Origin of the sequence: Brevundimonas sp. MYb52 (assembly GCF_002979535.1) — a bacterium.
GTDB lineage: Bacteria > Pseudomonadota > Alphaproteobacteria > Caulobacterales > Caulobacteraceae > Brevundimonas.
The window spans coordinates 161,312-179,550 of sequence record NZ_PCPB01000002.1 but is presented as its reverse complement, the minus strand read 5'-3'; the positions used below and the strand labels follow the sequence as shown (position 1 = coordinate 179,550).

At 66.9% G+C, this 18,239-nt stretch carries 19 protein-coding genes; 13 read left to right on the top strand and 6 right to left on the bottom strand.

Annotated features, from left to right (window positions below; genetic code table 11):
* The 5 genes from fabF to CQ039_RS04220 form a co-directional block, all read right to left on the bottom strand.
* Window positions 1–1,281 (bottom strand): beta-ketoacyl-ACP synthase II, encoded by a 1,281-nt coding sequence (fabF, locus tag CQ039_RS04240; RefSeq protein ID WP_105564339.1) that lies wholly within the window; start codon window positions 1,279–1,281, stop codon window positions 1–3.
* Between the two features lie 118 nt (window positions 1,282–1,399).
* Complete coding sequence (locus CQ039_RS04235) at window positions 1,400–1,639, bottom strand: acyl carrier protein (protein WP_105564338.1); 240 nt, start codon at window positions 1,637–1,639, stop codon at window positions 1,400–1,402.
* 183 nt (window positions 1,640–1,822) lie between these two features.
* On the bottom strand, window positions 1,823–2,563 hold the full coding sequence (fabG, locus tag CQ039_RS04230) for a 3-oxoacyl-[acyl-carrier-protein] reductase (protein WP_105564337.1): 741 nt from the start codon (window positions 2,561–2,563) through the stop codon (window positions 1,823–1,825).
* Window positions 2,564–2,737: 174 nt separating this feature from the next.
* A complete protein-coding gene (fabD, locus tag CQ039_RS04225; protein ID WP_105564336.1) occupies window positions 2,738–3,682 on the bottom strand; it encodes an ACP S-malonyltransferase in 945 nt (314 codons plus the stop codon).
* 87 nt (window positions 3,683–3,769) lie between these two features.
* Entirely contained in the window at window positions 3,770–5,053 is a 1,284-nt protein-coding gene (locus CQ039_RS04220) for an Nramp family divalent metal transporter (protein WP_105564335.1), read from the bottom strand.
* A gap of 251 nt (window positions 5,054–5,304) precedes the next feature.
* On the opposite strand from CQ039_RS04220, the gene rpsF reads away from it, so the two are divergent.
* The 9 genes from rpsF (at window position 5,305) to alr (ending at window position 13,538) form a co-directional block, all read left to right on the top strand.
* Window positions 5,305–5,685 carry a 30S ribosomal protein S6 gene (gene rpsF, locus CQ039_RS04215; protein ID WP_105564334.1) on the top strand — a complete coding sequence of 127 codons (381 nt, stop codon included), beginning with the start codon at window positions 5,305–5,307 and terminating at the stop codon, window positions 5,683–5,685.
* 11 nt (window positions 5,686–5,696) lie between these two features.
* Window positions 5,697–5,975, top strand: coding sequence for a 30S ribosomal protein S18 (gene rpsR, locus CQ039_RS04210; RefSeq protein WP_105564333.1), 279 nt, complete (start codon window positions 5,697–5,699; stop codon window positions 5,973–5,975).
* Window position 5,976: 1 nt separating this feature from the next.
* A complete protein-coding gene (gene rplI / locus CQ039_RS04205) occupies window positions 5,977–6,561 on the top strand; it encodes a 50S ribosomal protein L9 (protein WP_105564332.1) in 585 nt (194 codons plus the stop codon).
* 363 nt (window positions 6,562–6,924) lie between these two features.
* On the top strand, window positions 6,925–9,321 hold the full coding sequence (locus tag CQ039_RS04200) for a TonB-dependent siderophore receptor (protein WP_105564331.1): 2,397 nt from the start codon (window positions 6,925–6,927) through the stop codon (window positions 9,319–9,321).
* A gap of 71 nt (window positions 9,322–9,392) precedes the next feature.
* Window positions 9,393–9,959 (top strand): DOPA 4,5-dioxygenase family protein, encoded by a 567-nt coding sequence (locus CQ039_RS04195; RefSeq protein ID WP_199183560.1) that lies wholly within the window; start codon window positions 9,393–9,395, stop codon window positions 9,957–9,959.
* Window positions 9,960–10,030: 71 nt separating this feature from the next.
* Window positions 10,031–10,396, top strand: a complete 366-nt coding sequence (locus CQ039_RS04190) for a hypothetical protein (protein WP_105564329.1) — start codon at window positions 10,031–10,033, stop codon at window positions 10,394–10,396.
* Window positions 10,397–10,525: 129 nt separating this feature from the next.
* Window positions 10,526–10,834: a hypothetical protein gene (locus CQ039_RS04185; protein WP_233190298.1), complete on the top strand. Its 309-nt coding sequence runs from the start codon at window positions 10,526–10,528 to the stop codon at window positions 10,832–10,834.
* 119 nt (window positions 10,835–10,953) lie between these two features.
* Entirely contained in the window at window positions 10,954–12,450 is a 1,497-nt protein-coding gene (locus tag CQ039_RS04180; RefSeq protein WP_105564328.1) for a replicative DNA helicase, read from the top strand.
* A 50-nt stretch (window positions 12,451–12,500) separates the two neighbouring features.
* Complete coding sequence (gene alr, locus CQ039_RS04175; protein ID WP_105564327.1) at window positions 12,501–13,538, top strand: alanine racemase; 1,038 nt, start codon at window positions 12,501–12,503, stop codon at window positions 13,536–13,538.
* Between the two features lies 1 nt (window position 13,539).
* On the opposite strand, the gene CQ039_RS04170 is transcribed toward alr, so the two are convergent.
* On the bottom strand, window positions 13,540–14,181 hold the full coding sequence (locus tag CQ039_RS04170) for a Yip1 family protein (protein ID WP_105564326.1): 642 nt from the start codon (window positions 14,179–14,181) through the stop codon (window positions 13,540–13,542).
* 159 nt (window positions 14,182–14,340) lie between these two features.
* Between CQ039_RS04170 and radA the strand changes: the two genes are divergently transcribed.
* The 4 genes from radA (at window position 14,341) to CQ039_RS04150 (ending at window position 18,220) form a co-directional block, all read left to right on the top strand.
* Window positions 14,341–15,714, top strand: coding sequence for a DNA repair protein RadA (gene radA / locus CQ039_RS04165; protein WP_105564325.1), 1,374 nt, complete (start codon window positions 14,341–14,343; stop codon window positions 15,712–15,714).
* Between the two features lie 34 nt (window positions 15,715–15,748).
* Window positions 15,749–16,285 (top strand): CvpA family protein, encoded by a 537-nt coding sequence (locus CQ039_RS04160; protein WP_105564324.1) that lies wholly within the window; start codon window positions 15,749–15,751, stop codon window positions 16,283–16,285.
* 81 nt (window positions 16,286–16,366) lie between these two features.
* The gene (purF, locus tag CQ039_RS04155; protein WP_105564323.1) at window positions 16,367–17,872 is read left to right on the top strand and encodes an amidophosphoribosyltransferase; all 1,506 of its coding nucleotides are present in this window, start codon (window positions 16,367–16,369) and stop codon (window positions 17,870–17,872) included.
* A gap of 6 nt (window positions 17,873–17,878) precedes the next feature.
* Window positions 17,879–18,220 (top strand): VOC family protein, encoded by a 342-nt coding sequence (locus tag CQ039_RS04150; protein ID WP_105564322.1) that lies wholly within the window; start codon window positions 17,879–17,881, stop codon window positions 18,218–18,220.
* The last annotated feature ends 19 nt before the right edge of the window (window positions 18,221–18,239 follow it).

The following is an 18,239-nucleotide window of genomic DNA, read 5'->3' as shown; positions in this document are numbered from 1 at the left end:
TCAGTCGACCTTCTTGAAGATCACGGCCGCATTGGTGCCGCCGAAGCCGAAGCTGTTGGACATGGCGACATCGATCTTCATCGGCTTGCCCTTGTGCGGGACCAGGTCGATGGCCGTCTCGTGCTCGGGGTCGTCCAGGTTGATGGTCGGCGGGGCGACCTGATCGCGGATGGCCAGGACGGAGAAGATGCTCTCGATGGCCCCGGCGGCGCCCAGCAGGTGGCCCGTCATCGACTTGGTCGAGGACACCGCGACGTCCTTGGCGTGATCGCCCACCAAACGCTCGATGGCGCGCAGTTCGATCCAGTCGGCCATGGTCGAGGTGCCGTGGGCGTTGACGTAGTCAAGGTCCGACGGCTCCATCCCGGCGCGCTTCAGCGCCATCTTCATGGCCCGCAGCCCACCATCGCCGTCTTCCGACGGAGCGGTGATATGATAGGCGTCGCCGCTCATGCCGTAGCCCACGACCTCGGCATAGATCTTGGCGCCGCGCGCCTTGGCGTGCTCGTATTCCTCCAGCACCATGATGCCGGCGCCCTCGCCCATGATGAAGCCGGCGTGGCCGCGATCATAGGGACGCGAGGCCTTTTCAGGTGTGTCGTTGTAGGCGGTGCACAGGGCCTTGCAGGCCAGGAAGCCGGCGATGCCGATCGGCACGACCGAGCTCTCAGCGCCGCCCGCCACCATGACCTCGGCGTCGCCCAGGGCGATCATGCGGGCCGCATCGCCGATGGCGTGGGCGCCGGTGGCGCAGGCGGTGACGACCGAGTGGTTCGGCCCCTTCAGGCCGTGGCGGATCGAGATCTGGCCCGAGGCCAGATTGATCAGGGCCGAAGGGATGAAAAAGGGGCTGACGCGGCGGACGCCCTGTTCCTTCAGCACGATGGCCGTGTCGGCGATGGGGCCCAGGCCGCCAATACCGGAGCCGACCATGACGCCGGTGGCTTCCTTGTCGTCCTCGGTTTCCGGCTTCCAGTTCGCGTCGGCCAGGGCCTCGTCGGCGGCGGCGATGGCGTAGAGGATGAAGTCGTCGACGCGCTTGCGGTCCTTGGCCGACATCACCTGATCGGGATCGAAGACGCCCGGTTGGTCCGGCGCGCCGCGCCCGCGGCCGTCCACGGACGGCACTTCACCGGCGATGGTGCAGCCATAGCCCTCGGTGTCGAAGCAGGTGATCGGACCGATGCCCGAGCGGCCCTCGACGATGCCTTTCCAGACGTGTTCCACGCCCGTGCCGAGCGGAGTGACAAGGCCGAGGCCCGTGATGACGACGCGGCGCATGGTTCGCGCTCCTTGGACTGCAGAATCGTGACCAAAAACAATAATGGCCGCCGGACGGTCCCGCTAGGGGCCCGCCACGGCGGCCATCACTTAGGAAGTGCGACGGATCGCAGCTGGATTAACCAGCCAGCTTCTCGTCGATGAACTTCACAGCGTCGCCGACGGTCTGGATGTGCTCAGCGGCGTCATCCGGGATCTCGACGTCGAATTCTTCTTCAAAGGCCATGACCAGTTCGACGTTGTCGAGCGAGTCGGCGCCCAGGTCGTCGATGAAGGAAGCCTTTTCCGTGACCTTGTCCGGATCGGCGTCCAGGTGGTCGATAACGATCTTGCGGACGCGTTCGAGGGTGTCGGACATGAGTGTCTCTCTGCCTGTTTGTTGGTCGCCGTGAAGGCGGGGTCTCAGTGTTCGCCGTGTCACGGCAGCCCCTTGGAAGCAAGACCCTAAGGGACTCACCGCCGCGAAGCGTTCCCGCCCTTTAGCACAGCCATCGGGGCGGGAAATAGATTGTTGCGCGTCGTGATCGCGACGCGCAACGCCTTAGATCATCGCCATGCCGCCGTTCACGTGCAGGGTTTGCCCCGTCACATAGGCGGCTTCGTCCGACGCCAGATAGACGGCGGCGGCGGCGATTTCGTCGCCCGTGCCCAGACGGCCCGACGGAATCTTGGTCAGGATAGCCTCGCGCTGCTGATCGTTCAGCACGTCGGTCATCGGCGAAGCGATGAAACCCGGCGCGATGCAATTCACCGTGATGCCGCGCGAACCGACTTCCTGAGCCAGGGACTTCGAGAAGCCGATCATGCCGGCCTTGGACGCCGAATAGTTGGTCTGGCCCGGGTTGCCGGTCACGCCGACCACCGAGGTCACGCCGATGATGCGGCCCGAACGACGCTTCATCATCCCCTTCACCGCGGCGCGGGTCAGGCGGAAATAGCTCTCCAGGTTGATCTGGATGACGGACTGGAAGTCCTCGTCCTTCATCCGCATCAGCAGGCCGTCCTTGGTGATGCCGGCGTTGGCGACCAGGATGTCCAGCGGACCGCCGGCGGCTTCCTCGGCGCGCGCAACCAGGCCGTCGACCGATTCCGGGTCCGACAGGTTGGCGGCGGCGAAGAAGGCGCGCTCACCCAGTTCCTTGGCCAGATCCGCCAGCACCGCTTCACGCGTGCCCGACAGCACCACGGTCGCGCCCTGAGCGTGCAGCGAGCGCGCGATGGCCCCGCCGATGCCGCCGGTCGCGCCGGTCACCAGGGCGATCTTTCCCGAAAGGTTGAACATTGAAATCTCCTCTTCCTTCTCCCCTTGCGGGAGAAGGTGGCCCGAAGGGCCGGATGAGGGGTCGCACAGACCCCGCCATTATAAATAAATCACGAGAGGCTTTGCCGGACCCGTCCGTGAAACCCCTCATCCGTCTCGCTACGCGATCCACCTTCTCCCGCAAGGGGAGAAGGATCAAAGGCTTTTCGCGAACGCTTCCAGGTCTTCCGGCGTGTTCAGCGCCAGGCTCTCGGCGTCCGGCGCGATGCGCTTGGCCATGCCGGTCAGGACCTTGCCCGAGCCGATCTCGGCAAAGCGGGTCACCCCGCCTTCCGTGGCCATCCACTCCATGCTCTCGCGCCAGCGCACGCGGCCCGTGACCTGCTCGACCAGCAGGCGGCGGATCACCTCGGCGTCCGTTTCCGGGCGCGCCGTGACGTTGGCCACCACGGCGACCGACGGCGCGATGATCTTCGCATCCGCCAGGGCGTCAGCCATCTCGTCGGCGGCGGGCTGCATCAGCGGGCAATGGAAGGGCGCCGAGACGTTCAGCGGAATGGCGCGCGCGCCCAGTTCCTTGGCCTTCTCGATGGCGCGGTCCACGGCGGCCTTGTCGCCCGAGATGACGACGTTGCCGTTGTTGTTGTCGTTGGCGACGACGCAGACGCCGACTTCCGAGCCGGCCTTGGCCGCTGCTTCGGCCAGAGCCAGATCCGTCTTCGGACCGATCAGCGAGGCCATCGCGCCCTTGCCCACCGGCACGGCGCGCTGCATGGCCTGACCGCGCAGTTTCAGCAGGCGAGCCGTGTCCGACAGGCTGATCGCCCCGACCGCCGCCAGAGCCGAATACTCGCCCAGCGAGTGACCGGCGACGAAGCCGGCCTTGGTCACGTCCACGCCGAACTCGGCCTTCAGCACCCGCGCCGCCGCGACCGACACGGCCATCAGGGCCGGCTGGGCGTTCTCGGTCAGGGTCAGCTGGTCTTCGGGGCCTTCGCGCATCAGGTCGAACAGCTTCTGGTTCAGCGCGTCGTCGACCTCGGAAAAGACGTCGCGGGCGCTGGCGAAGGCCTCGGCGAGAGCGGCGCCCATGCCGACGCTCTGGCTGCCCTGACCGGGGAAGAGAAGCGCGAGGGTCATAGAGGAACGATCCGTGGTCCGTTGATTCAAGGGGCCGAGGGGTAGGCGAAACCCTCCCCTACGGCAAGCAGGCGCTGACAGCGGATGTCAGAACAGCCCCAACAGCTCCTTGCCCGCCAGCACGGCGAACAGGACAGCGGCCGCCGCCAGCAGGGCGTTCGACAGCCCGCGACTGCGCCATTTCCTCGGCACGCGGTCGCTGTTCAGCAACCACAGCAGCGTCCCCGCCAGGAAGGGCATGAACAGGCTGCCCAGCACGCCGTAAGCCACGATCAGCCCGAACGGCCGGTCGATGAACAGCAGGGCCATGGGCGGGAAGGTCAACCACAGGGCATAGCCACGAAAGGCCCGGCTGCGATCACCACGCACAGCCTCGTCGCCCGCCCTGCCCCGAACATGGGCGGTGAAGTCGGCGAACATCAGGCTCACGCCCTGCCAGACACCCAGCAGGCTGGAGAAGCTGGTGGCCCAGAAGCCGACCAGGAAGAGGATGGAGATCGGTCGCCCGAACCGCTCGCGCAGCACCTGATCCAGGTCCAGCAGCCCCCGGTCTCCGCCCTGCAAGGCGATGCCCGCCGCGTGCAGCAGTTCCGCCCCGACGATCAACATGGCCACCACAAAGACGCCCGTGACCAGATAGGCCACCCGGTTGTCCAGCCGCATCACCGACATCCAGCCCGGCCCATGCCAGCCCTTGGCGTTCAGCCAATAGCCATAGGCCGCCATGGTGATGGTCCCGCCCACCCCGCCGATCAGGCCCAGGGTATAGAAGACAGACCCCTGCGGCAGGCTCGGCCACAGGCCGGTCAGCAGGGCCGGAATATCCGGCGTCACGATCACGGCCAGACCCACCACGGTGACGAACATCACGCCCACACAGGCCGTCATCACCTTCTCGAACAAGCCGTATCCGCCGAACCAGACGAAGGTCAGCCCGACGACGCCGCTCAGCATCCCCCAGGCCTTCAGGTCCAGCACCGGGAACAGCGTCGCCAGCGGCAGGGCCGTCGCCGTCATGGCCGCCGCGCCATAGACGAAGCCCCAGATGACGACATAGAGGCCGAAATAGAGCCCGGCCCAGTTCAGCCGCCCGCCGATGGCGCCGGGCAACAGACCCCGCCCCAGACTCGACCAGCCGTCAAAAATGCTGCGCTCGCTGGCCAGGGTCCATCGCCCTATCGCCTCGGCCAGGGCGATCTTCAGCACCGTGCCGATGATGGCCGCCCACAAAAGGGCGTAGCCAAAGCGCGAACCCGCGATCAGGGTCGCCACCAGATCCCCCGCCCCCACGCCGGTCGCCGCCACGACGATGCCCGGCCCGATCAGGGACCAGCGCCTTTTCAGGGCGGCGTTCGGCTCGGTCGAGGTCATGCGGCGTCTCCGATCAGGCAAAAACCCTCCCCTGCTTCGGCCCTGCTTGGCAATGCAGGCCAGCCAGCCATGCTCTGTCCTTGCTCTGGCGGGCTTTTTCGCCTATACGCGCCGCCTTTCCAGGGCTTCGGTCCTGTTGCGGAACGCCAAAGGGTTCGGGAAGTCATCCCGGCCGCCGCTTCAGGAGCCATCGTGGGATTGGACTTTAACCCGGTCCGTCGCGCGCCGACGCCCACAAGGGAGACTACCGCATGGCTCTTTACGAGCACACGGTCATGACGCGCCAGGATATCTCGGCGCAACAGGCCGAAGCGCTGAACGACACCATCAAGGCTCTGATCGAAGAAGGCGGCGGTTCCGTCGCCAAGATCGAGTACTGGGGTCTGCGCAACCTGACCTACCGGGTCAAGAAGAACCGCAAGGCTCACTATTCCCTGCTCGCCATCGACGCCCCGGCTGCCGCCGTGGCCGAAGTCGAGCGTCAGCTGTCGCTGAATGAAGACGTCCTGCGTTGGCTGACCGTCCGCGTCGAGGAACTCGACCTGGAACTGTCGCCCCTGCTGGCCCGTCGTGAACGTGAGCGCGATCGCGATCGCCCCGCGCGCACCGACGAAGCTGCGGCTTCGGAATAAGGAACCGGATCATGACCGACACCACCGCTCCCATCCCGGGCGCCCCGGCCGGCTCCGGCTCGGCCGGCCGTCGTCCCTTCTACCGTCGCCGCAAGGTCTGCCCGTTCTCGGGCGCCAATGCGCCGAAGATCGACTACAAGGACGTGAAGCTGCTGCAGCGTTACGTTTCCGAACGCGGCAAGATCGTGCCTTCGCGCATCACCGCCGTTTCCGCCAAGAAGCAACGCGAACTGGCCAAGGCCATCAAGCGCGCTCGCTACCTGGCCCTCCTGCCGTACGTGGTGAAGTAAGATGAAGGTCGTTCTGCTGGAACGCGTCGAGAACCTCGGCGCCATCGGCGACGTCGTCACCGTCAAGGACGGCTTCGCTCGTAACTACCTGCTGCCGCGCGACAAGGCTCGTCGCGCGACCTCGGCCAACCTCAAAGCGTTCGAACTCGACCGCGCCGCCATCGAGCAGCGCAACGAGAAGAACAAGGCCGAAGCACAGAAGGTCGCCGACAAGATCGACGGCCAGACCTATGTGATGATCCGTCAGGCCGGTGAAACCGGACACCTGTACGGTTCGGTCGCCGGTCGCGACGTGGCTGAAGTCATTCAGTCCGAAGGCGGCAAGGTCGAGCGTTCGCAAGTCGTGCTGAACGTCGCGATCAAGGCCCTGGGCGTCCACGAAGTGCCGGTTCGCCTGCACCCGGAAGTCCGCGCCACGGTCAAGATCAACATCGCTCGTTCGGCCGAAGAAGCCGAGCGTCAAGCGAAGGGCGAGGATGTCATCCGCGCCCAGTTCGACGACGAGCGTAACGCCGCCGAACAAGCCGCCCAGGAACTGATCGAAGGCGGCGCTGGTCAACAAGAAGGCTTCGGCGACGAAGCCTGATCTGTCGACTGACGGTATCGATCAAGGGGCGCGTCCTTCGGGACGCGCCCCTTTCTCTTGGCCGAAATGTTTAGTTTTTCTGCATATCAGGCGACATATTCTCGATATTCCGCGCCGTTTTCGCACCGCAATATCGTCACAGCTCATCCCCTTGATGGGCGGGAGATGACGATGCGAATGCGCTTTTACGCCGACATACATCGCCCGGTCGTTCGACCGCCGCGATGTCCAGCCCGCCGCTGATCGCCTTTCCGCCGGTCCGCCGCCGGCCATGACTACCCAGACAATCGACGCAGTCTCACGACGCCGCCCGACGGCGTCGCCCAATCCCGCGCGTCCAATCAGAAAAGCTGACCTCTCGAGATGACCTTCGCCTATCGTTCCAGTCTATTCCTCGCCGCATCCGGGGCCGCTCTGCTGATCGCCGGCGCCGCTTCCGCCCAGGAGGCGCCGGCCGACACCACCGCCATCGACGACATCGTCGTCACCGGCAGTCGCGTGCCCAGCCGCTCGCGCCTCGACACACTGGCCCCCGTCGACGTCGTGACCGCTGAGACCCTGTCCACGCGCGGCACCACTGAGTTTGCCGCAGCCCTGGCCCAGACCGTTCCGTCGCTGACCTTCGCGCGCCCCTCGGTCGTGGACGGCACCGACTCCATCCGCCCGGCCACCCTGCGCGGCCTGTCGCCTGACCAGACCCTGGTGCTGCTCAACGGCACGCGCCGCCACGCCTCGGCCCTGGTCAACGTCAACGGCTCGATCGGTCGCGGCTCGGCTGCGGTCGATCTGAACGCCATCCCGACCGGCGCCCTCGACCGCGTCGAGGTGCTGCGCGACGGCGCCTCAGCGCAATACGGCTCGGACGCCATCGCCGGGGTCATCAACCTGCGCCTCAAGGAAGCCCGTGAGGGCGGCGGCGCCAGCGTCACCTATGGTCAGTATTTCACCACGGTCGAAACCGCGCGCGGCGAGCGCGACGAAACCGACGGCCGCACGGTCACCGCCTCGGCCTGGCAAGGCCTCGGCCTGGGCTCCGACGGCTTCCTGACCCTGTCCGCCGAGTATCTGAACCGCGAGCCGACCAACCGGTCAGACTATGATCCGCGCGTCACCCCGACCGCTATTACCGCCCGCGCCGGCGACCCCAAGGTCGAGCAGTGGACCGTCTTCGCCAACGCCGGCAAGCCGTTGAACGCCGATTGGAAGGCCTATGGCTGGGCCGGCTATCAGCACCGCGACAGCGAAAGCGCCGCCTTCCCCCGCCTCCAGAACAACACCAACAACGTCGTCAGCATCTATCCCAACGGCTTCCTGCCCAAGATCGCCGTCAACTCGCAGGACCTGTCGCTGGCGGGCGGCGTGAAGGGCGAAATCGCCGGATGGAGCGCCGACTTCAGCCTGGTCTATGGCCGCAACGCCCTGGACTTCCGCACCGAGGACTCGCTGAACGCCACCTATGGCGCAGCTTCCCCGACCAGCTTCGATTCCGGTGGTCTGACCTATGACCAGTTGGTCTTCGGCGCTGACTTCGCCCGCCAGTTCGAGGTCGGCCTCAGCGGCCCGCTGAACTTCGCCTGGGGTCTGGAAGCGCGCCGCGAGGGCTACAAGATCGACGCCGGTCAGCCCGAATCCTGGAACCGTGGCCCGCTGGGCGCCAACACTGCCCTGGCCGGCGGCGCGCAAGGCTTCGTCGGCTTCCAGCCGTCCAACGAAGTGGACGAAGACCGCGACGCGGTCGCCCTCTACGCCGACGTGGAAATCCCGCTGACCGACAAGTTCACCGTCGAGGGCGCCCTGCGGGTCGAGGACTATTCGGACTTCGGCGATGCCCAGACCGGCAAGCTGGCGGCCCGCTACGACTTCAGCCCCAACTTCGCCCTGCGCGGCTCGGTCTCGACCGGCTTCCGCGCCCCGTCGCTGCAACAGAGCTTCTTCACCTCGACCTCCTCGGTGATCCAGAACGGCGCCGTGGTCGAAACCGGCACCTTCCCGGCCACCAGCCAGGTCGCCACGGTCCTTGGCGCACGGGCCCTGAAACCCGAGACCTCGACCAACTACAGCCTCGGCGCCGTCGTCCGTCTGGGGAACTTCGACCTGACGGTGGACGCCTACAGCATCAAGATCGAAGATCAGATCGCTCTGTCGGAACTGATCAACCGCAGCTTCTCGACCGATGTCGCCGCCCTGCTGGACCCTCTGGGCGTTCAGGCCGCCCGCTTCTTCCTGAACGGGGTAACGACCGAGACCAAGGGTGTGGACATCGTCGGCCGCTATCGCCTGCGGACCGAGACGGCGGGGAACTGGGACTTCACCGTCGCCGCCAACGTCAACGACGTCAGCGTGTCGAAATGGCCGACCTCGACCTCGGTGCTGAACCCGGCGCCGACCCTGTTCTCGCGCCAACGTATCCTGACCATCGAGGAAGGCACGCCGGATACAAAGGTCTCGACCTCGGCCGACTGGAGCCTGGGCCGCTGGGGCGCGACGGCGCGGGCGACCTACTACGCCGACGTGCTGCAACCCGGATCGACGGCGGCCAGCGACTATTCGACCGGGGCCAAGACCACGGTCGACCTGGAAGGCCGCTTCCAGGTCACGGATCGGATCGGCGTCGCTGTGGGCGTGGACAACGTCTTCGACGAATACCCGGACTTCGTCCCCGAGACGCTGAACAGCAACGGCGTTCTGGGCTTCCCCTACTACTCTCCGTTCGGCTTCAACGGCCGCTACGGCTACGCCCGCCTGAGCGTGAAGTGGTGACGGCGGCAGGAGCCAGGCGCGAGGGAGCTCTTCCCTCCGCTTCGCGCCGGGCCCTGCTGGTTGGGGGCGGCGTGGCGGCTGCGGCGGCGACCGCCGTAGCCGCTGCGTCCCGTCCCGCCGAGGCGGCGGTGCAAGTCGGCGACGAGAGCACGCTCAGCCCCTGGGGCGCTCGCCCCAAGGGGCCGCCCGAGCCGCTGCCGCGCGGCGTCGATCTGCCCGCTGCTCCGCGCACCTACACCGAGGTCAGCAGCTATCACGCCCATGTCTATTTCAACGAGGACACGGCCTATCGCGCGGCCCAGCTGCGCGACTGGGTCATCCATCGCTTCAAGGTCGAACTAGGCGAGTGGAACGAGGGACCGCGCGGCCCCCACACCACGCCCTCCTTCTACTTTGGCTTCGCCAATGATCAGGTCCCGACGGTCATCCCCTGGCTGATGCTGAACCATCTGGGCCTGAAGATCCTGATCCATCCCAACACCGACGACCCCTACGCCGACCACCTGATCAACGCCCTGTGGATCGGCGAGACCCAGCCGGTGAACGCCTTCCGCATGGCGCGCTCGGCCAAGGCGTCGGGCGGCGACATCGAGCGGATCTATCCCAACACCCTGCCGACGGTCCCGCTGGAAACCTGACCGCGTTCGTCGGCCATTGTTCCGCCACGGATGTGGAGCCAAGCTGGGCCGTTCCAAACGGAGGGGTCCGTATGACGAAGGCCGCGCTCATTCTCGCTCTCGCCGCCAGCCTATGGGCCAGCAGCGCCAGCGCCATGACGGTTCAGGAATTCCTGACCTCGGCCAACCGCATCCCGCGCAACCCGACCGCCCTGCTGCGGTCAGATACGCGACGGCTGATGGACGAGGTGAAGCAGGCCTTCTCGACCGTTCGCAGCGACCAGACGGCGGCTCAGGCCGCAGGGCGCCGCTCGGCCACCTGTATGCCCGAAAAGGTGAGCCTGTCCGCCGATGCCCTTTTGGCGCGCTTCAACGCCATCCCGGCGGCGCGCCGCAACATCAGCGTGACCCAGGCCGTGCGTGAGTGGATGGCGGCAGAGCATCCCTGCCCGATTTGATCTAACAGCCTTGCGCAGCCCGCTGTCCCGGCACATCTAGCGGTCATGTTCCGTGCCCCTGCATTGTGCGCCGTGCTTGCCGGCGTTGTGATAGCCTTCGCCATCCCTCATCCGGTCATGGCGGCGGACATGACCGTGCAGCAGTTCCTGAACCTTGGCGCCCATGTGCCCCGCAATCGCGTCGCAGCCATGCTGCGTCCCGAGACGCGGCGCCTGATCGGAGAGGTCACCGACGCCGTCAGCACGGTCAAGGCGGAACAGGCCCAGGCCGTCTCCTCGGGTCGTCGTCCTGCCCACTGCATCCCCCCGTCCGGCACCGGCATCACGCCGGAAAGCCTGGTCGTGCGCTTTGAGTCCCTGCCGCAGGCACAGCGGAGCCTGACTGTCACCCAGGCCGTCCGTAGCTGGATGGTCGAGCGCTACCCCTGCCCCAACTGATCCGCCGCCACTGATCAGACAGCGCTTTTCCGGACGGTCCACAGACGCGCAGCGATGGTCCACGGACAAGGCGGCGCCCGTATCTGACGCAGACCGTGCTTAGGGCTATGCCTATTTCAATGAACGCCTTTGCTCCCATGCCCTACGGAAACGATCAGGTCTCCGTCTCGTCCATGCCCCACAACCTGGAGGCGGAGCAGGCGCTGCTAGGCTCGCTGATGTTCGACAACGCCGTGTTCGAGCGCCTGTCGGACCGTCTGCGCGGCTCGCATATGTACGAGCCCTTCCACCAGCGGCTGTTCGAGGCGATCGAGGACCACATCCGTCAGGGCCTGCTGGCCGAGCCCACCATCCTGATGGAGCGGTTCAAGCAGGACCCGGCCTTCCATGAGTTCGGCGGCCTACGCTACCTCGCCGATCTGGTCGATCGCGCGCCCCCGGCGGCCAATGCGCCCGACTACGCCCGCGTCATCTATGACCTGGCCCTGCGCCGCGACCTGATCCGCATCGGCGGCGAGATGATCAAGGAGGCGCCCAACCCGGACACGCCCGCCGACGAACAGATCGAACAGGCCGAACAGACCCTCTATTCGCTGGCCGAGACGGGCAAGCCGTCCTCGGGCTTCGTCAACTTCTCCACCGCCCTGGCCGGGGCCGTCGAAATGGCGGGCGAGGCCTATCAGCGCGAGGGCAAGCTGGCCGGTCTGGCTACCGGGTTGAACGATCTGGACCGCAAGCTGGGCGGGCTGCACCCGTCCGACCTTCTGATCCTCGCCGGTCGTCCGTCGATGGGTAAGACCGCGCTGGCCACCAACATGGCCTTCAACGTGGCCCGCGCCTATCAGTGGGAGCCGACGCCCGAAGGCCGCAAGACGGTCAATGGCGGGGTCGTCGCCTTCTACTCGCTGGAAATGAGCGCCGAACAGTTGGCCATGCGTATTCTGGCCGACGCCTCCGGCGTGTCCTCGGACAAGCTGCGCAAGGGCGAGATCGACGCCTCGGACTTTGGCAAGCTGCGCGACGCGGCGGTCGAGATCGGCGAGAGCCCCCTCTATATCGACGCCACCGGCGGCATCTCCATTTCCAAGCTGGCGGCGCGCGCACGACGCCTGAAGCGGATGGAGCACGGCCTCGACCTCATCATCGTCGACTACCTGCAACTGGTGACGACGGGCGAAGGCGGCGGTCAGAAGAACCGCGTGCAGGAAGTGTCCGAGATCACTGGCGGCCTGAAGGCCCTGGCCAAGGAGCTGGGCGTGCCAATCATCGCCCTGTCGCAGCTGTCGCGTCAGGTCGAGCAGCGCGAAGACAAGCGCCCGCAACTGTCCGACCTGCGTGAATCCGGCTCGATCGAGCAAGACGCCGACTGCGTCATGTTCGTCTATCGTGAAAGCTATTACCTGGGTCGCGCCGAGCCACGCGAAGGCTCCGAAGAACACCTGCAATGGCAGCAGGACATGGACCGCCTGCAGGGTCAGGCCGAGGTCGTCATCGGCAAGCAGCGTCACGGCCCTATCGGCATCGTCAAGCTGGCCTTCGACGCGGACACCGTCCGCTTCGGCAACCTGGCCCATGACGACCGCTACGGCAGCGCCTTTGCGGATATTCCCGAGTAATTCGGCTCAAGGGTCGTGGCGCCGCATGAATCTTGCGGCATAAGGGCCTCATGTCCCTCCCCGCCTCCCTCACCGTCGATCTCGGCGCCCTTGCGCGCAATTTCCACACCCTGCAGGGCATGATCGGCGTGCCGGTCAATCCGGTCGTCAAGGCGGACGGCTATGGATTGGGGGCCGCTGCGGTGGCCAAGCGGCTGATGGCCGAAGGGGCGCGGACCTTCTTTGTCGCGCGGGCGGCCGAGGGCGTGCTGCTGCGCGAGGCCATTGGGCCAGAGCCGGTCATCTATGTGCTGGACGGCTGCCATGGCTCGTCGGCAGCCATGATCAAGGCGGCGAACCTGCGCCCCGTGCTGAACCAGCCCGGTCAGATCGCGGCCTGGACGGCGGCGGGCGGCGGCGCTTGCGGTCTGCAACTGGACACCGGCATGAACCGGCTGGGTTTCCGCGTCGAGGATGCGCCCGAGCCGTTCGAGGGGCTGGAGCTGGTCATGACACACCTGGCCTGCGCCGATGAACCCGCCCATCCACTGAACCGCATCCAGCGCGACGCCTATGCGGCGGCGGTTGGCCGCTATCCCGACGTGACGCGCTCCTTCGCCAACTCGGGCGGCTGTTTCCTGGGCCCTGACTTCGCCTTTGACGTGGCGCGCCCCGGCATCTGCCTGTTCGGCGGCGGACCGGAGGGCAAACCCGACAGCCGCATCGCGCCGGTGGCGACGCTGAACGCCCAGATCATGCAGGTGCGCGACGTGCCGGCGGGCGAGACGGTCGGCTATTCGCAAGGCTATCGCGCCGAGGCGCCGATCCGGGTGGCGACCTGCGGAACCGGCTATGCCGACGGGGTCATGCGCAGCAACAGCCCGCGCGGTCAGGTCTGGGTGGCGGGCGAGCTTCGCCCCATCCTCGGCCGGGTGTCGATGGACGTGCTGGCGGTGGACGTCACCGGCCTGGATGTGGCGGCCGGCGACACGGTCGAGATCTTCGGCGCCAACCGTCTGGTGGACGACGCGGCGACGGCGGCGGGAACCATCAGCTACGAAATGCTGACCTCGATCACGCCGCGCGTCCCGCGCCTCTACGTCGGCTAGATTAGCTCAGAGCCATTGCGCTCACGCCGATCGCGCCCACCACGAAGCTGGCGACCACGGCGGCGGCGATAGCGCTGACGACCATCCACAGCACGATGGCCGAGATGACGACGACGGCCGTGTAGCCCAGGGCCTTGTCCTGCGGCGCCTTCATCACGGTCGGCAGGCCCAGATACAGCAGATAGAAGCCGTAGAGGCCCAGCAGGCCGCCCAGCCAGGCCAGGACCGGAAACAGGTTGAAGATCGACGCGACCCAGGCCGCCGTCATCGAATAGACAGCCACCTTCATCGACTGAACCTTGTCCTTGGTCCCGTTGAAGGTCGGGGCCAAGGCGTCGATGATCAGGCCCAGCACGAAGACCGACAGCAGCGACAGGCCCCAGGTGACGATGGCGCCCAACAGGCCGCCCACCATCGGAGTCCGCATCACCGAGCCGAAGATGGAGATTGGGAACAGTTGGCCGCCAATCAGGCCGGCCACCGGGCCGATCGCCGCCAGGATCATGGCGTAGCGAGCGAAGAGGCTGCGCGTCGTGGCGTATTCGGCCTCGATGACCGGCCATTCCAGCTTGGGCCGCATCAGGATGTTCTGCACGCGGGCGACGAGGCCCGGATCGATGGCGGGCGGGTTGGGTGCGGTCATGAAGGCCTCGGTGGGGGGTGAGTCGTAACGACGCTATAGCTTGGCAGGATGACGGGCATATGAGGGTCAATGCAACCCGCGCGTCACCCTGCGTCAGGGTCGGTCGCACCCTCACGCATGCCCCCTCGCCCACGCCGCGATTCCTGCTAGGTCAGGGTCATGGCGCGCGATACCCTTCTCTATGTCTGTCAGTCCTGCGGCGCGGTTCATTCCAAATGGGCGGGGCAATGCTCGGCCTGTGGCGAGTGGAACTGCCTGTCCGAGGAGTCGAAATCGGCCCCGCCGGGCGCGATGAAGCCCGCCTCGACGGCGCGCGGACGCGGGCTTCAGTTCGAGACCCTGCAGTCCGACACGCCAGAGCCGCCGCGCATCGTCACCGGCGTGACCGAGTTCGACCGCGTCTGCGGCGGCGGCGTGGTGCCGGGCTCGGCCATCCTGCTGGGCGGCGACCCCGGCGTGGGCAAGTCCACCCTGCTGCTGGAGGTCACGGCCAAGGCGGCCCGCAACGGCGCCCGCGTGGCCTATATCTCGGGCGAAGAAGCCATCGAACAGATCCGCGCGCGCGCCAAGCGCATGGGGGTGGCCGACGCCGCTGTGTCTCTCGCCTCGGCCACGGCCCTGCGCGAAATCCTGACGACGCTGAAGCGCGACAAGTTCGACATCGTCATCATCGACTCCATCCAGACCCTGTGGTCCGACGCCCACGAGGCCGGGCCGGGCTCGGTCACCCAGGTCCGCGCCTGCGCCGCCGAACTGGTGCGGCTGGCCAAGGACGGCGGCCCGGCCATCGTCCTGGTGGGCCATGTCACCAAGGACGGACAGATCGCCGGCCCGCGCGTGGTCGAGCACATGGTCGACGCCGTCCTCAGCTTCGAGGGCGAGCGCGGCTACCCCTTCCGCATCCTGCGCGCCGGCAAGAACCGTTTCGGCGCCACCGACGAGATCGGCGTCTTCGAGATGAGCGACGTCGGCCTACGCGAAGTCACCAATCCCTCCGCCCTCTTCCTGGGCGAAGGCAAGGAGCGCGCGCCGGGCGCCGCCGTCTTCGCGGGCATCGAGGGGTCTCGTCCTGTTCTGGTTGAAATCCAGGCCCTTGTCGCACCTTCTGCATACGGCACGCCAAGACGCGCCGTCGTGGGTTGGGACAATGGCCGCCTGGCCATGCTGCTGGCTGTGCTGGAGGCGCGCTGCGGGCTCGGCTTCGGGGACAAGGACGTCTATCTGAACGTGGCGGGAGGTCTGCGGATCAATGAACCCGCCGCCGACCTGGCCGCCGCCGCCGCCCTCATATCCTCGGCCCTCGACATGCCCCTGCCGCAGGGCTGCGTCGTCTTTGGCGAAATCGGCCTGTCGGGCGAGGTCCGCGCCGTCAATCGCGCCGAGGCCCGTCTGAGAGAGGCCAAGAAACTGGGCTTCGACCGCGCCCTCGCCCCGTCCCAGGCCAAGGACAAGGTCAAGAAGGGCGACGTGGCCGTCACCGCCGCCGGACTGTTGACCGAGGTGGTCGAGCGAATCTCCCAAAACCGCTATTGAGGCGGCCTCTGTTCCTTCAGCGATTGCAGCGCGCGTGACCGGCTACGACGTCTTCGTCATCCTTGTGCTTCTGGCCTCCGGCGCCGCCGGCTGGTTCCGGGGCGGCGTGCGCGAACTGACGGCCTTCTTCAGCTTCTTCCTGGCGGGCCTTCTGGCCCTGATCACCCTGCCCTGGACGGCGCCGTTCGGGCGTTCCCTGGTCGACCCCGACTGGGCCGGTTCAGTGCTGGCCGTAGGGCTGACGTTTCTGATTCTCTATTTCGGCCTGCGCTTCCTCGGTTCGGCCATTTCCAAGGGCGCGCGCGGCAACGCCCTGGGCGCTTTCGATCAGACCTTCGGCCTAGCCCTGGGAGCCGTGCGGGCCCTGGCCCTGGTCGGCGCGGTGCACCTGATCATCATGGGCGTCATGTCCGACAATCCCCCGCGCTGGCTGACCGGCGCGGCCCTTTCGCCCGTCAGCGAAGGCTCGGCCAAGGCCATTCAGGTCGTCCTGCCGACGCTCGGAAAGGGCGCGGACGCCTTGACGCCGGTCGTCGGTTCTTCCGTCCGCGAAGGGTTTTCCGATCAATGAGCCTTGCCCTCGACGCAATGGCGGCCTACGTGCGCGGCGCCGCCGCCTGAGTTATCCTGTCCCGGTCATCGGAGCCTGACGATGCGCCACCATATCGCCGATCCCATCGTTCACCGCGAACACTGGCGCGAGCCGGAGGACGACCAGCTGCGGCTGGAGTGCGGCGTTTGCGGAGTCTGGGGCGCGCCCGAGAACGAGGCCTCGTCGATCGTGGCGCTGGGCCTGCACGCCCTGCAGCATCGCGGCCAGGAAGCCTGCGGCATCGCCAGCGTCTTTGAAGACCGCTTCTACACCGAGCGCCATCAGGGCCTCGTCGGCGAGGCCTTCGGCAACGCCGAGCTGACCACCCGCCTGCCCGGCGGCGCCGCGGTCGGCCACACCCGCTACTCCACCGCCGGCGGCAGCTTCCTGCGCAACATCCAGCCGATGTTCGCCGATCTGGACCAGGGCGGCATCGCCATCGCCCACAACGGCAACCTGACGAATTTCAAATACCTGCACGGCCAACTGGTCTCGGAAGGCGCGATCTTCCAGTCGACCTCGGACTCCGAGGCCATCCTTCACCTGATCGCCCGCAGCCGTAAGGCCAAGATCGTCGAGCGCTTCATCGACGCCCTGGGCCGGATCGAGGGCGGCTACGCCCTGGTGGCCCAGACCCGCTACAAGATGATCGGCGCGCGCGACCCGCTGGGCATCCGTCCGCTGGTCCTGGGCAAGGTCGGCGAGGCCTGGGTTCTGGCGTCCGAGACCTGCGCCCTGGACACCATCGGCGCCACCTTCATCCGCGACATTGAGCATGGCGAAGTCGTCGTCATCGACGAGGACGGCCTGACCTCGATCAAGCCCTTCCCGGCCCGCGCCGCCCGCCCCTGCCTGTTCGAGTATGTCTATTTCGCCCGCCCCGACAGCGTGGTGAACGGCCGCTCGGTCTATAATGTCCGCAAGGAAATGGGCCGCCGCCTGGCGCGCGAGTTCGCGGTCGAGGCCGACATCGTCGTGCCGGTGCCGGACTCCGGCGTGCCTGCAGCTCTGGGCTATGCTCAGGAAAGCGGCATCCCCTACGAAGTCGGCATCATCCGCAGCCACTATCTGGGCCGCACCTTCATCCAGCCCAGCCAGGGCGCCCGGCAGAAGGGCGTGCGCATGAAGCACAGCCCCAACCGCTCTGCGCTGGAAGGCAAGCGCGTCGTGCTGATCGACGACTCGATCGTGCGCGGCACCACCTCGCTGAAGCTGGTGCGCGCCGTGCGCGCAGCAGGCGCCAAGGAGGTCCACCTGCGCTCGGCCAGCCCGCAGATCCTCTTCCCCGACTTCTACGGCATCGACATGCCCGAGCGGACGCAGCTGATGGCCGCCACCCATACGATGGACGAGATGCGCGCCATTCTGGAGGTCGACTCGCTCGGCTTCCTGTCCATCGACGGCCTCTACGACGCCCTGGGCGCCGGACCGCGCGACGCCGCCAATCCGCAGTTCACGGACCACTACTTCACCGGCGACTATCCGACCCGGCTACTGGACCGCGAAATCGCCGAGGGCGGTCGTGATGCGAAGGGCGGGCAACTTTCCCTGCTGGTGACCGCTTAAGGCGGTATGATCCAGCTCGGCTACTTCACGCTCGACACCCCCGACATCGAAAAGGCCCGCGCCTTCTACGCGGGTCTGTTCGGCTGGACCTACGACGAAGTCGCTTCGCACCCGACCTACGCTCACGTCAGCGGGTCTGATCCCGCCTTGGGCATCACCAAGGGCGAGCACCGGGCCTTTCCTCACCTCTACTTCCGCGTCGACGACATTCACGTGACCTGCGCCCGTGTGAGGGAGTTGGGCGGGCACGCCGCCATGCCGGCGCAAAGCCCGTCCGGCCTGTCTGTCGTCGTCGCCGACGACCAGGGCGTCAGCTTCAGCCTATGGCAGCCCGCGCCTGGGTATTGAAGCGAGGCTGAGCCTTTCG

What these genes read in the sequence shown, in the direction of transcription:
- alr (WP_105564327.1), top strand. Translation starts at nt 12,501, where the DNA reads ATGTCCCTCCCCGCCTCCCTCACCGTCGATCTCGGCGCCCTTGCGCGC.
- fabG (WP_105564337.1), bottom strand. Translation starts at nt 2,563, where the DNA reads ATGTTCAACCTTTCGGGAAAGATCGCCCTGGTGACCGGCGCGACCGGC.
- CQ039_RS04150 (WP_105564322.1), top strand. Translation starts at nt 17,879, where the DNA reads ATGATCCAGCTCGGCTACTTCACGCTCGACACCCCCGACATCGAAAAG.
- CQ039_RS04235 (WP_105564338.1), bottom strand. Translation starts at nt 1,639, where the DNA reads ATGTCCGACACCCTCGAACGCGTCCGCAAGATCGTTATCGACCACCTG.
- radA (WP_105564325.1), top strand. Translation starts at nt 14,341, where the DNA reads ATGGCGCGCGATACCCTTCTCTATGTCTGTCAGTCCTGCGGCGCGGTT.
- CQ039_RS04180 (WP_105564328.1), top strand. Translation starts at nt 10,954, where the DNA reads ATGAACGCCTTTGCTCCCATGCCCTACGGAAACGATCAGGTCTCCGTC.
- purF (WP_105564323.1), top strand. Translation starts at nt 16,367, where the DNA reads ATGCGCCACCATATCGCCGATCCCATCGTTCACCGCGAACACTGGCGC.
- rplI (WP_105564332.1), top strand. Translation starts at nt 5,977, where the DNA reads ATGAAGGTCGTTCTGCTGGAACGCGTCGAGAACCTCGGCGCCATCGGC.
- rpsR (WP_105564333.1), top strand. Translation starts at nt 5,697, where the DNA reads ATGACCGACACCACCGCTCCCATCCCGGGCGCCCCGGCCGGCTCCGGC.
- CQ039_RS04190 (WP_105564329.1), top strand. Translation starts at nt 10,031, where the DNA reads ATGACGAAGGCCGCGCTCATTCTCGCTCTCGCCGCCAGCCTATGGGCC.
- CQ039_RS04220 (WP_105564335.1), bottom strand. Translation starts at nt 5,053, where the DNA reads ATGACCTCGACCGAGCCGAACGCCGCCCTGAAAAGGCGCTGGTCCCTG.
- CQ039_RS04185 (WP_233190298.1), top strand. Translation starts at nt 10,526, where the DNA reads ATGACCGTGCAGCAGTTCCTGAACCTTGGCGCCCATGTGCCCCGCAAT.
- fabF (WP_105564339.1), bottom strand. Translation starts at nt 1,281, where the DNA reads ATGCGCCGCGTCGTCATCACGGGCCTCGGCCTTGTCACTCCGCTCGGC.
- fabD (WP_105564336.1), bottom strand. Translation starts at nt 3,682, where the DNA reads ATGACCCTCGCGCTTCTCTTCCCCGGTCAGGGCAGCCAGAGCGTCGGC.
- CQ039_RS04200 (WP_105564331.1), top strand. Translation starts at nt 6,925, where the DNA reads ATGACCTTCGCCTATCGTTCCAGTCTATTCCTCGCCGCATCCGGGGCC.
- CQ039_RS04170 (WP_105564326.1), bottom strand. Translation starts at nt 14,181, where the DNA reads ATGACCGCACCCAACCCGCCCGCCATCGATCCGGGCCTCGTCGCCCGC.
- rpsF (WP_105564334.1), top strand. Translation starts at nt 5,305, where the DNA reads ATGGCTCTTTACGAGCACACGGTCATGACGCGCCAGGATATCTCGGCG.